Origin of the sequence: Kitasatospora sp. NBC_00070 (genome assembly GCF_045041205.1) — a bacterium.
Lineage (GTDB): Bacteria > Actinomycetota > Actinomycetes > Streptomycetales > Streptomycetaceae > Kitasatospora.
Window position 1 is genome coordinate 838098 of record NZ_CP108247.1, and the last position, 12424, is coordinate 850521.

Below are 12424 nucleotides of genomic sequence, written 5' to 3' on the forward strand. Positions count from 1 at the left end.
CGTTAATCGGATGACACCGTCCGCGGGCCCCGCGATAGTCACCGGATGAACAGCACCCGATTCCCCTGGGCCGGCCGCAACTACCGGGTCCAGACCACCGCCACCGTCATCAGCGGGATCGGCACCTCGGGTGCCCCGATCGCCACCGCGTTCGCCGTGCTCGCGCTCGGCGGCACGGTCACCGAGGTCGGCTACGTGACGGCGGCCCGGATCGTCCCGATGGTGCTGCTGCTCCTGCTCGGCGGGGCGCTGGCCGACCGGCTCCCCCGGCACCACGTGATGGTCGCCGCCAACCTGTTCAGCTCGCTCTCCCAGGCGGCGCTGGCCGTCCTGGTGCTGACCGGTACGGCCGGCCTCTGGCACCTGCTGCTGCTCTCGGCGGCCGGCGGTGTCGGCCACGCCTTCTACGCCCCGGCCGCCGAGGGCATGATCATGGAGTCGGTGGCCAGGGAGCACTCGGCCCGCGCCTTCGCGGTCTTCCGGATGGCGCTGAACGGCGCCCAGATCGGCGGTGCGGCGCTCGGCGGCGCACTGGTCGCGGCGGTCGGCCCGGGCTGGGTGCTGGCGATCGACGCCGGCACCTTCCTCGCCGCCGCCGCCCTGCGGCTGCTGCTCGACCTGGACGCCCCGGTCCGCCCCACCGACGGCGCCGGGCTGCTGGCCGATCTCCGGGAGGGCTGGCGGGAGTTCGCCGGCCGCCGCTGGCTCTGGGCGGTGGTGCTCCAGTTCAGCGTGGTGATGGCGGCGCTCGGCGCGGTCGAGTCGGTGTACGGCCCGGTGGTCGCCAAGGAGCGGCTCGGCGGCGCGGACGCCTGGGGCCTGGCGCTGGCCGCCTTCGGCCTCGGGCTGCTGGCCACCGGCCCGCTGATGGTCCGTTGGCAGCCGCAGCGCATCCTGCTGGTCGGCAACCACGGCGTCTTCCTGTTCGCACTGCCCGCCGCCGCGCTGGCCGCCGGCGCCCCGCTGCCCGTACTCGCCGCCGCGATGTTCCTCAGCGGAGCGGGCATCACCGTCTTCGGCGTGAACTGGATGGTCGCGCTCCAGCAGGAGATCCCGCCCGAGCTGTTCTCCCGGGTCGCCGCCTACGACCACTTCGGCTCGATCGGCTTGATGCCGCTCGGCACCGCCGCGGCCGGCCCGCTCGCCCTGGTCCTCGGCATGCGGGGCGCGCTCTGGACCTGTACGGCACTGATCGCCCTGCTCGCCCTGCTGGTGCTGGCCGAGCCCCAGGTCCGCCGCCTCCGCCGGGCCGCCCCCGAGGTCGTACCGGAACGGGAAACCGTCACTTCCGGGTGACATCGGGCAACCGTCTCCCCGATTCGTTCGTCCGACCATGTGACAACGGTGTCACCTTGGGGGGAGCCAAGTGCCAAAGCCGCTGCTGTTCCTGGACGTCGACGGGGTCCTCAACCCGGTCTGCCCGCACCCCGACGCGGGCTTCGACTCGCACACCCTGCTCGGCTACGCCGTGCTGCTCTCGGCCCGGCACGCCGGCTGGCTGCGCGAGCTGGCCGGCACGTACGAACTCTGCTGGGCGACCACCTGGGAGGACCACGCGAACCTGCACATCGCCCCGGCGCTCGGCCTGCCCCGCCTCCCGGTGGTCAGGTTCTCCGGCTACGTGCCGCAGCCGGACGACCCGAAGGTCCCGGTGCTCGACCTGATCGCCGCGCACAAGTGGGCCCCGCTGCTCCGGTACGCCGACGGCCGCCCGTTCGCCTGGGTGGACGACGTGATCCCGGGCAGCCTGCTGCGCCGCTCGCTGCTCCGCCGGGACCGGCTGCTGCTGCCGGTCGAGCCGGGGCAGGGCCTGCAGCGCCACCACGTCGACCGCCTGCTGCAACGGCCACCCGCCGCCGGACGGCTGGGGCAGAACTGTGCCTGACCGACCGTCAGCCGGTCGGCAGCCAGCTCACGTGGCCGGCCAGCAGGGCGTACCCCACGAAGGCCACCGTGTCGATCAGGGCGTGCGCCACCACCAGCGGCATCACCCGGCCCCAGCGGCGGTACAGCAGGCAGAACACCACGCCCATCACCAGGTTGCCGATCAGCCCGCCGATGCCCTGGTACAGGTGGTACGAGCCGCGCAGCACCGAACTGGTGACCACGATCGCGGGCCAGCCCCAGCCCAGCTGACCGAGCCGCCGGAGCAGGAAGCCGAGCACGATCACCTCTTCGGCGATCGAGTTCTCCCAGGCCGAGCAGATCAGCACCGGGACCCGCCACCAGACGTCCGGCAGTCCGGACGGGGCCACGGTCAGGTTGAACCCGGCCGCCTGCGAGGCGAGGTAGAACAGCAGGCCGGTACCGCCGATCGCGGCGGCCACCGCCGTGCCCCGGCCCAGGTCGCGCCACTTCTGTCGGAGGTCGAAGCCGAGCACCCGCAGCGAGGCGCCCTCGCGCAGCAGCAGGTAGCCGACCAGGGCGACGGGCATCAGGCCGCGCGCGATGTAGTAGAGCTGCCAGGCCAGGTCCAGCCACGGGCGGCCGGGCGCGCGCGAGCCGTTCAGGGTGGCCACCTGCTTGGCCAGCTGCGCGGGCTCGGTGACCGAGCCCAGGAAGCTGATCAGCGCGCCCAGGCCGCTCATCCCGAACGAGAGCCCGAGCACCACCAGCAGCTCGATCCCGAGCAGCCGCCGCGAGATCCCGGCGGTCCCGGGCGGGGTCGAAACGGTGGTCACCTGGTCTCCCACAACGACGATCGGCCCGGCGGTGCGCCGGGCCGATCATCCTCGCACACCTATCTGAGGGCGGTTCAGCCCGGAGACCGACCGACTACCGGTCGGTCTTGATCGGCGCACTGTCCAGGCGGACATGGTCGACCGCCCAGAACCAGTTGTTGCCCGCGTCGTACATCCGGAACTTCAGCGTCACCGCGCGGGCACCCGCCGGGACGGCGAACTGCCGGGTCACGAAGCTGTTCTGGGCGTCCTTGCCGGCGTTGTCGTTCCCGGTCGCGTCCGAGCTGTAGAACACCAACCGGGTCTCCTGCGCGGTGTCGAAGACGGCCGTCACGGCGGCCTTCTGCGGGGCCTCCTGCCGGTAGTGCGAGTCGAAGGCCAGGTACAGCGTGGAGACCCCGGCCGGGATCGGCACGGCGGGCGAGACCAGGGTGGAGTCGAACTTGCCCTTGGCCGACGGTGCGCCGGTGTCGTCCCAGTCGTCCGGGTCGGCCACCGCCAGGATGCCCAGGCCCCGGGTGAAGGCGCCCCGGTCCTGCCCGGCCGGGTTGGACCAGGCCCGCTTGGTGTGGAAGGTCCAGCCCTGCAGCCGGGCGGTGCCCTGCGGCATGCCGGCCGCGTTCAGCACCGACCAGCCCTGCGGCGCCTGGGCGGTCCAGCCGGAGACGGTGCCGACCGGCTGGAGCAGCGGGGCCAGCGACTCGAAGTCCTCGCCCAGCAGGTGACCGGCCATCACGGGCGCGGTCCGGACGGCCAGTTCACCGTCGGCGAGCACGAAGCGCTGACCGGACCTGGCCCGGGCGGTGACCAGGATCCGGTGCGCGGCCCCGTCCGGCAGTACGGCGGGCGGCTGGACCTCCCACTCGGCGGTGGCGCCGGCGCCCTCGGCCAGCGCGGCCGGCGGCGCGGTGACCACCTGCGCGGTCCAGCCCGGCGGCAGCACCGGCTGGGCTTCGAGGCCCGACAGCGCGGTGGTGGCGGTGAACCGGGCGGTCACCCGGGCCGGGCGGCCCGGGAGCAGGATCGCCTCGTCGACGGTGGCCGAGGCCGCGCCCAGCGTCACGTCCAGCGCGAGCGCGTCGGCCAGGCCCATCGCCGGGTCGGTCACCCCCTGCTCCTGCCCGGGCATCCGCCCGGCGTAGCGCCGACGGAACGTCAGGTCGCCCTGCACCGAGACCGCCAGGTCGTACCAGCCCTCCCGGTTGACCTTGACCCGGACCGGCCGGGTGTCCTGCCCGGTGATCCGGACCTCCTGCACCCCGCCGCCGTACGCCAGGTCGCCGATCAGGAAGGTCTGCGGGCTCTTCGAACGGTTGATCAGGTGGAACTCCAGCACCCGCTCGGCGCCGGACTCCGGGAACAGCTCCACCTCGTACGCCCCGGCGGCGTCGCCGCGCAGGTGCCAGTGCGCGCCGTTCGGGCCGTGCACCCGCAGGTCGTAGCCCTCCGGGCCGATCGCCCAGCTGTCGGAGAGCCGGTCCTTGGCGGCCACCGTGTAGTGCCGGGGCGGCGTGCCGGGCGCCGGGTAGGCGGCGAACACCGCACCCTGCCTGCCCTGGTTGGCCAGCTCCAGCGTCAGCTGACCACCCCTCACCTGCGGCTTGAGGCGCAGCACGTACGGGTTCGGCCGGGCGGTGCGGGTGCCCGCCTGCTGCCGGGGCAGCAGCTGTGGGCTGGGCACGGTCGGGGCGGGCAGCTTGCCGGTGTCGGTGACCTTCTGCCGGTTGCCGCTGGTGTCGGGCAGCTGCGGCCAGACCGGGTCGCGGCCGGAGAAGTCGAAGACCGAGGTCAGGTCACCGGTGACGGCCCGCCGCCAGGGGCTGATGTTGGGCTCGGCGACGCCGAACCGCTGCTCCAGGAAGCGGAGCACCGAGGTGTGGTCGTAGACGGTGGAGTCCACCACCCCGCCCCGGGTCCACGGCGACACCACCACCATCGGCACCCGGACGCCCAGACCCATCGGGTACGGGCCCGAGACCAGGGTCTCGCCGACCGGCAGGGTGTCGGACCAGCCGAGCGAGCCGTCGGCGGCCTTCACCCGGTACCGGCCGTCCTGGCCGACCACCCGGTGGTAGGTGGCGCTGCCCTTGCCGACCCGGACCACCACCTCGCCGTCCACCGGCACGGTGGAGCCGCCGCGCCCGGCCGCCAGCGGCGGCACCGGGGGCAGCAGGTGGTCGGAGAAGCCGCCGTGCTCGTCGTAGTTGAGGATGAAGACGGTCTTGGCCCAGACCTCGGGCTTGGCGGCCAGCGCGGAGAGCAGCCGGGCGGTCAGGTGCTCGCCGTTCGGCGGCGCGTAGTTGGCGTGCTCGGAGAGCGCGGCCGGGGCCACCAGCCAGGAGACCTGCGGCAGCTTGTCGGCCTGCACGTCGGCGGTGAACGCCTCCACCAGCGCGTCGCCCATCGCGAACGGGTCGTTCTTCTTCGCCGGGTCGCCGACCATCCGCATGCCGCGCTCGTACAGCGACTCACCCGGCTTGGCCTGCTGGAAGGGGGCGAACCAGGCCAGCGCGTTGTCGTCGTAGTTGTCCAGCGCCTGGTAGGTCCGCCAGCTGATCCCGGCCCGCTCCAGCCGCTCGGCGTAGGTGGTCCACTCGTAGCCGCCGGGGACGTAGCTGTTGTCGGTCACCGGCACGTCCCGCACCGTGCCGCCGCTGGTGCCGGTCATGAAGTGGTCGCGATTGGTGTTGGTGTTGCACTGCACCGAGGCGAAGTAGTGGTCGCAGGTGGTGAAGACCGAGGCGATCGCGTTGTAGAACGGCATGTCGGCCGGCTCGTAGTAACCCTGGCCGAGCCAGCCGGAGGAGCGCCGGGAGACCCCGCCGTCGGCCAGGCCGTCGTTCCACGCCTTCATCGAGTCGACGAAGCCGAAGGCGGGGGCGCCCTGCTGGTACGCGCTGGTGTGCGCGGCGTTCATCGCGAACGGCAGCAGGTGCCCATCCTTCCGGGACGGGTCCGGCTGGTGGAACACCGAGCGGCCGGTCACCCCGCGCACGGCGGTGCGGTCACCGAAGCCGCGCACTCCGGGCAGGGTGCCGAAGTAGTGGTCGAACGACCGGTTCTCCTGCATCAGCACCACCACGTGCTGAATGTCCGTCAGCCGCCCCGGCTTGGCGGGGGCGGCCAGCGCCTCCCGGACGCTGAGCGGCAGGGCGGACAGCACGGCGGCCGCGGCGGCGCCGCCGAGCAGGGTGCGGCGTGAGACTTCGGGACTCATCGGGGTGCTCCTCGTTCACAGCACAGGGCCACTGTTCGGCCCGGACCCGCTATGTCTAGTTGCCCCAGATGTACACGCAGCAGTGATCACGTTGCGGCCCGATGACCGCAGGTTGTTCGTACAACTTGCCCGATGGTCTGGACAACCTGCCGGCCCGTCAGCCCACCGGCCAGGTGTGCACGGGCTCGCCGCCGCGCATGTGCTCCAGGTAGCGCCGGGTCATCGCGGCGATCGCCGAGGAGCGGTCCATCCCGTACCGCTCGCGCAGCACGTGCACCGTGGCGGCCTGCCAGGAGGCCCCGTTGGTGCGGCGCAGGCAGCGCTGCTCGATGATGCCGAGGTAGCGGTCCCGGTCGCCGGGCTCGATCCCCCACTCGTCCAGCCCCTGACGGGCCATCGGGAGCAGCTCGTTCAGCACCAGCTCGGTGGCGGCCACCGGGACGGTGCCCCGGGCGCCCCGGCCCGGCTTCGGCCACTGCAGCACCGCGTCGATGCCGTACCGGGCGGCGGTGTGGAAGTTCTGGTCGGCCTGGGCGAACGGCAGCCTGGTCCAGATCGGCCGGGGCTGCTCGGCCAGCACCCGGACCAGGCCGTAGTAGAACGCGGCGTTGGCCAGGGTGTCGACCACGGTCGGCCCGGCGGGCAGGCAGCGGTTCTCCACCCGCAGGTGCGGGACGCCGCCGGAGACGTCGTACACCGGGCGGTTCCAGCGGTAGATGGTCCCGTTGTGCAGGCGCATCTCGGCCAGTTTCGGGATGCCGCCGGAGGCCAGCACCTTGACCGGGTCCTCGTCGTCGCAGATCGGCAGCAGCGGCGGGAAGTACCGCTGGTTCTCCGCGAACAGGTCGAGCGCGGAGTCCACCCAGCGCTCGCCGAACCAGGTGATCGGCCGGACGCCCTGCGCCTTGAGCTCCGCCGAACGGGTGTCGCAGGCCTGCTGGAACAGCACCGGCCTGGTCTCCCGCCAGAGCTCGCGGCCGAACAGGAAGGGCGAGTTGGCCCCGAGCGCGAGCTGCACCGAGGCGATCGCCTGGGCCGCGTTCCAGACCGGGGCGAACCGCTCCGGGGTGACCTGCAGGTGCAGCTGCAGCGAGGTGGCGGCGGCCTCGGCGACCATCGTGACGGACTCGACGGTGAGCCGCTCCACGCCCTCGATGTCCAGCGCGATGTCCTCGCCGCGGGCGGCCTGTATCTGGTCGCTGAGCAGGGTGTACCGGTCGTTGTGGGACATCGCGTCCAGGCCCGTGTGGTCCAGGTCCAGGGTCGGCAGGATGCCGACCATCGCGATCCGCGCGCCGACCTCCTCGGCCTTCCGGTCGGCGTAGCGCAGCCCGGTGTCGATCTCCTCGCGCAGCTCGTCCAGCACGTGGCCGGTGAGCCGGCGGGCGGCGATGTTCAGCTCGATGTTGAACTGGCCCAGCTCGGTCTGGAAGTCGCCGGACGCGATCGAGGCCAGCACCTGCTCGTTCCGCATCACCGGGCGGCCCAGGTCGTCGGCCAGGTTGAGCTCGATCTCCAGGCCCACCATCGCCTTCGGCCGGTCGAAACGCCCCTCGCGCAGCATCCGGTCCAACGCGTCAAGACAGCACTGGAGCTTTCGGCGGTACAGCTGCCGATCGGACAGTTCCGCGCGAGTAGCCACGACCTTCTCGCCCATGGGTGCCCCTTCACCTAGGTCGACCGTCCCTGCATCATGCCCCACCGGAAGATCCCTAGCCGCGAGCCCGAACAGAGGGGCCGAACAAGGTTGTTGACGGCGCGTCAGCTGATTCCCGACTTGCCACCGGACACCGAACGTGATAAGAAGGTCACCCTGTGCACCTGTTCGAGTAGAATTCGCACATCTTCCGCCCGGCGCCCGCCGCTCCCGAAGCCTTCGCGACGGTGGGCCCGCGCCCACGCCGCGATCATGCCCAACCGGACACGGCCCAGGTTTCCGCCAGCGCCACGCCGGTATGCCGCACTCGCACGCCGATCTAGCACGGAGAGGCGACCCGCCATGACCCTGCACACGCCCCAGCCCCCGCTGAGCGCCCTGCGCGCCGTCCTCGGCGCACTGGAGAACGAGGCCGCGCTCAGCCCGCCGGCGGCCGCCGCCCTGCGCGGCGCCGAGCGGCTGCTACCCGCGCACCCGCTCGCGGTGCACGTCCTCGACGAGCCCGGTGCCACCCTGGCCACCGCCCGCCGAACGGGCTGGCGGTTCCTGATCCGATCCGGCCACGAGACCGCCGCGGCGGCCGAGGTGGTCGAGTCGCCGGACGGCCACACCTTCTCCCACTTCACCGCCGGCCCCTACCTGGACTCCACCCTGCGCGCGCTCCGCCAGGCCGGTCAGCTCGCCATCGCCTCCCGGGCCAGGCACCAGCCCCGGCTGCTCTCCATGCCCGGCCACTACGCCACCGCGCTCTGGCTGCACCATCCCGAGCCCGGGCCCTCCGTCGACCTGCTGATCCCGCTCGCCCCCGCACCGCTCGGGATCACCGCGCACCGGGTCTACCCGGCCGCCGAGCTGCTCGCCCTGCTGGCCCGACCGCTGGCCCTCGGGCGGTCCTGAGCCCCGCCCATCACCCGAACGGGCCATCGGCGCCGCCCCGAACGGGCTGCCGCCGGTGGCCCGTTCGATGCCGCCCGGCACCCGGTGCCATCTGAACGGGTGATCCCTGGGATCCAGTTGTGGCGCATGTCACGAAATCGCTGCGGGATGCCCTCGGTATGACGACACTGGGAACCGACGCGGGGGGCGACCTGTCCTACCCGTCGGAGCGCCGGTTCACACCTGGGCCGGGCAGGGGATCGGATCGACGGGGCGGGGCACCCAGCGGCTGCCCGTACCCGGTCGGCCGGGTCGTAAGCAGCGAAGCGAGGGTACGAAGATGTGCCAGCACCGTCCTGAGTGTCCGTCAGCGGAGTCCACCGACCACGAGGCGGCCGTCACCGTGGCCTGCCACCCCGACCAGGGGTGGAGCCTGCTCTGCAACGGCGTCCTGCTGTTCGACGACACCGGCGAGCTGCTGCCCGACGGCCGGGTGGTCGGCCCGCGCCGCCCGCTGGCGATCGCCTCCTGACCGAACGACGGGTGCCCCCGGCGGAGTGACTCCGCCGGGGGCACCCGGGGCCCTGCGTCGGCTCAGGAGCCGTACTCGTCCAGCGGCGGGCAGGAGCAGACCAGGTTGCGGTCGCCGTACGCGCCGTCGATCCGGCTCACCGGCGGCCAGTACTTGTCCGCCGGGTTCACGCCGGCCGGGAAGACCGCCTCCTGGCGCGAGTAGCCGTGCGTCCACTCACCGGCCAACGCGCCGGCAGTGTGCGGGGCATTGCGCAGCGGGTTGTCGTCCGCCGCCCACTCGCCGCTGCCGACCTTCTCGATCTCCGCCCGGATCTCGATCATGGTCTCGCAGAACCGGTCGATCTCGCCCAGGTCCTCGGACTCGGTCGGCTCGATCATCAGCGTGCCGGCCACCGGGAAGGACATGGTCGGGGCGTGGAAGCCGTAGTCGATCAGGCGCTTGGCGATGTCGTCCACGGTCACCCCCGTCTCCTTGGTGAGCGGGCGCAGGTCGATGATGCACTCGTGCGCGACCAGACCGCCGGGGCCGGTGTAGAGCACCGGGTAGTGCGGGGCGAGCCGCTTGGCGATGTAGTTGGCGTTCAGCACCGCGACCTGGGTGGCCCGCTTGAGGCCCTCGCCGCCCATCAGCCGGACGTACGCCCAGGAGATCGGCAGGATCGCGGCCGAGCCCCACGGGGCGGCCGAGATCGGGCCGACACCGGTGGCCGGGCCGGCCTCCGGCTGCAGCGGGTGGTTCGGCAGGTACGGCGCCAGGTGCGAGCGCACCGCGACCGGGCCGACGCCCGGGCCGCCGCCGCCGTGCGGGATGCAGAAGGTCTTGTGCAGGTTGAGGTGCGAGACGTCCGCGCCGAACTTGCCCGGCTTGGCCAGGCCGACCAGGGCGTTCAGGTTGGCGCCGTCCACGTACACCTGGCCGCCGGCCTCGTGCACGGCCGCGCAGATGTCGGTGATCTGGGTCTCGAACACGCCGTGGGTGGACGGGTAGGTGACCATCAGCACCGCGAGCTGCTCGCGGTGCTGCTCGATCTTGGCCTGCAGGTCCTCGACGTCCACGTCGCCGTCGGTCAGGGTCTTCACCACGACCACCCGCATGCCGGCCATCACGGCGGAGGCCGCGTTGGTGCCGTGCGCGGAGGCCGGGATCAGGCAGACGTCGCGCTGGGTGTCACCGTTGGCGCGGTGGTAGGCGCGGACCGCGAGCAGGCCGGCCAGCTCGCCCTGCGAACCGGCGTTCGGCTGGATGGAGACCGCGTCGTAGCCGGTCACCTCGACCAGCTGCTGCTCCAGCTGCCGGATCAGGGTCAGGAAGCCCTCGGCCTGGTCCACCGGGGCGAACGGGTGCAGCTGGCCGAACTCGGGCCAGGTCACCGGCTCCATCTCGGTGGTCGCGTTGAGCTTCATGGTGCAGGAGCCCAGCGGGATCATGCCCCGGTCCAGCGCGTAGTCCCGGTCCGAGAGGCGGCGCAGGTAGCGCAGCATCGCGGTCTCCGAGCGGTGGCTGTGGAAGACCGGGTGGGTCAGGTACTCGTCCTGGCGCAGCAGGGCGGCGGGCAGCGCGTCGGCGGCCTCGGCGACCTCGGCGGTGACGCCGAAGGCGGCCCAGACGGCGGCCAGGTGCTCGCGGGTGGTGGTCTCGTCGCAGGAGATCGAGACCAGGTCCTCGGACGCCCGGAAGACGTTCACGCCGTTCTCGCGGGCGGCGGCGACCACCGCTGCGGCCCGGCCCGGCACCTTGGCGGTGACGGTGTCGAAGAACTGACCGGTGGTCAGCTCGACGCCGCCCGCGCGCAGGCCCTCGGCCAGCGCGGCGGCGTAGCGGTGGGTCCGGCGGGCGATGTCGGCCAGGCCGTCGGGGCCGTGGTAGACCGCGTACATCGAGGCCATCACGGCCAGCAGCACCTGGGCGGTGCAGATGTTGGAGGTGGCCTTCTCGCGGCGGATGTGCTGCTCGCGGGTCTGCAGCGCCAGGCGGTAGGCGCGGTTGCCGTCGGCGTCGACCGAGACGCCGACCAGGCGGCCGGGCAGGCTGCGGGCGTACGCGGCGCGGACCGCCAGGTAGCCGGCGTGCGGGCCGCCGAAGCCCATCGGGACACCGAAGCGCTGCGAGGTGCCGCAGGCGATGTCGGCGCCGAGCGAGCCCGGCGACTTGAGCAGGGTGAGCGCCAGCAGGTCGGCCGCCACCGCGACGATCGCGCCCAGGCCGTGCGCCTGCTCGATCACCGGGGCGAGGTCGCGGACCGCGCCGGAGGCGCCGGGGTACTGGAGCAGCACGCCGAAGACGCCGCGCTCGGCCAGCTCGGCCGGGATGCCCTCGGACAGGTCGGCGACGACCACCTCGACCCCGGTCGGCTCGGCCCGGGTCTGGATCACCGCGACGGTCTGCGGCAGGGTGTCGGCGTCGACCAGGAAGATCCCGCCCTTGACCTTGCCGACCCGGCGGGCCAACGCCATCGCCTCGGCGGCGGCGGTGCCCTCGTCCAGCAGCGAGGAGCCGGAGGTGTCCAGGCCGGTCAGGTCGGCGACCACGGTCTGGAAGTTGATCAGGGCCTCCAGCCGGCCCTGCGAGATCTCCGGCTGGTACGGCGTGTACGCGGTGTACCAGGCCGGGCTCTCCAGCACGTTGCGCAGGATCACCGGCGGGGTGAAGGTGCCGTAGTAGCCCAGGCCGATCATCGGCTGGAGCACCTGGTTGCGGTCCGCCAGCTCGCGCAGCTCGGCGAGCACCTGGGCCTCGCTGCGGCCGGCCGGCAGGCCGAGCGCGGTCAGGCTCTTGATCGCGTCCGGGACGGCGGCGTCGGACAGCTCGTCCAGCGAGCCGTACCCGACCTGCGCCAGCATCTTCTCCTGGGCGGCGGCGTCGGGGCCGATGTGACGGCTCTCGAAGGGGCTTGACTGCTCAAGCTCGGTGAGGGTCGGCTGGGCATTCATGGGGTCGAGGCCTCCTGGTCACGGACCGGCGGGGGCACGCACGCCGGACGGCAACACCACTGTGGGACAGCGGAGCCGGGGACGAACGAGCCCGTCAGGCCTCCCCCTCTGTCATCGGTACCTGAGAGCTTCGCCCGCACGCGGCGGCCGCAGGGCCGCCCCGTCGGCTTGCACCGTCGGTGAGGGTGGGGTCCGTCGGCTCCCTCGCCGTCGGTCCTGCCCTGCTTTCCAGAGTGACCTACCCCGCACGGTACGGATGCCTGAGAGATTCCGGGGAGGGTTTGCTCCTTCGGCGTCCCCGTGACACCGCCGGGCGGTGCGGGGACTCTCCCGAGCGGGCTCGGCAGTCGCGGCCCAGGGTACCAGCGACACGCCGGTTGATCACGGGTGCCCCGGTCCGGCGGACTGCCCCGGACGGGTGCACCCGGCTCGCCAGCGTCCGTTTGATGGCTTTTCGTGTGAAGTGCGGCCGTCCAGCTCCTTCGGCCGCCCCCTGACGACCCGTCAACGGGGCATTCGTACCTGTTG

At 72.7% G+C, this 12424-nt stretch carries 8 protein-coding genes and 1 riboswitch; of the genes, 4 read left to right on the forward strand and 4 right to left on the reverse strand.

The window, feature by feature from the left end; genetic code table 11:
• Window positions 1-45: 45 nt before the first annotated feature.
• Both OHV05_RS03870 and OHV05_RS03875 read left to right on the forward strand, forming a co-directional pair.
• Window positions 46-1296 (forward strand): MFS transporter, encoded by a 1251-nt coding sequence (locus OHV05_RS03870; RefSeq protein WP_405016343.1) that lies wholly within the window; start codon window positions 46-48, stop codon window positions 1294-1296.
• Between the two features lie 70 nt (window positions 1297-1366).
• A complete protein-coding gene (locus OHV05_RS03875; protein ID WP_405016344.1) occupies window positions 1367-1885 on the forward strand; it encodes an HAD domain-containing protein in 519 nt (172 codons plus the stop codon).
• A gap of 7 nt (window positions 1886-1892) precedes the next feature.
• Here the strand turns inward: OHV05_RS03875 and OHV05_RS03880 are convergent, their stop codons facing one another.
• From OHV05_RS03880 to OHV05_RS03890, 3 genes are all read right to left on the reverse strand, one after another.
• The gene (locus tag OHV05_RS03880) at window positions 1893-2681 is read right to left on the reverse strand and encodes a CPBP family intramembrane glutamic endopeptidase (RefSeq protein ID WP_405016345.1); all 789 of its coding nucleotides are present in this window, start codon (window positions 2679-2681) and stop codon (window positions 1893-1895) included.
• A gap of 94 nt (window positions 2682-2775) precedes the next feature.
• On the reverse strand, window positions 2776-5898 hold the full coding sequence (locus OHV05_RS03885; protein ID WP_405016346.1) for a phosphocholine-specific phospholipase C: 3123 nt from the start codon (window positions 5896-5898) through the stop codon (window positions 2776-2778).
• 157 nt (window positions 5899-6055) lie between these two features.
• A complete protein-coding gene (locus OHV05_RS03890; protein WP_405016347.1) occupies window positions 6056-7555 on the reverse strand; it encodes a glutamate-cysteine ligase family protein in 1500 nt (499 codons plus the stop codon).
• Window positions 7556-7897: 342 nt separating this feature from the next.
• Between OHV05_RS03890 and OHV05_RS03895 the strand changes: the two genes are divergently transcribed.
• The gene (locus tag OHV05_RS03895) at window positions 7898-8452 is read left to right on the forward strand and encodes a hypothetical protein (RefSeq protein ID WP_405016348.1); all 555 of its coding nucleotides are present in this window, start codon (window positions 7898-7900) and stop codon (window positions 8450-8452) included.
• Between the two features lie 319 nt (window positions 8453-8771).
• Entirely contained in the window at window positions 8772-8963 is a 192-nt protein-coding gene (locus tag OHV05_RS03900; protein ID WP_403039917.1) for a DUF5999 family protein, read from the forward strand.
• Window positions 8964-9025: 62 nt separating this feature from the next.
• Here OHV05_RS03900 and gcvP read toward each other — a convergent pair whose 3' ends face one another.
• Window positions 9026-11896 (reverse strand): aminomethyl-transferring glycine dehydrogenase, encoded by a 2871-nt coding sequence (gcvP, locus tag OHV05_RS03905; protein ID WP_405016349.1) that lies wholly within the window; start codon window positions 11894-11896, stop codon window positions 9026-9028.
• A gap of 238 nt (window positions 11897-12134) precedes the next feature.
• A riboswitch (glycine riboswitch) is annotated at window positions 12135-12239 on the reverse strand.
• Window positions 12240-12424: the final 185 nt, after the last annotated feature.

What these genes read in the sequence shown, in the direction of transcription:
- OHV05_RS03870 (WP_405016343.1), top strand. Translation starts at nt 46, where the DNA reads ATGAACAGCACCCGATTCCCCTGGGCCGGCCGCAACTACCGGGTCCAG.
- OHV05_RS03885 (WP_405016346.1), bottom strand. Translation starts at nt 5,898, where the DNA reads ATGAGTCCCGAAGTCTCACGCCGCACCCTGCTCGGCGGCGCCGCCGCG.
- OHV05_RS03900 (WP_403039917.1), top strand. Translation starts at nt 8,772, where the DNA reads ATGTGCCAGCACCGTCCTGAGTGTCCGTCAGCGGAGTCCACCGACCAC.
- gcvP (WP_405016349.1), bottom strand. Translation starts at nt 11,896, where the DNA reads ATGAATGCCCAGCCGACCCTCACCGAGCTTGAGCAGTCAAGCCCCTTC.
- OHV05_RS03895 (WP_405016348.1), top strand. Translation starts at nt 7,898, where the DNA reads ATGACCCTGCACACGCCCCAGCCCCCGCTGAGCGCCCTGCGCGCCGTC.
- OHV05_RS03890 (WP_405016347.1), bottom strand. Translation starts at nt 7,555, where the DNA reads ATGGGCGAGAAGGTCGTGGCTACTCGCGCGGAACTGTCCGATCGGCAG.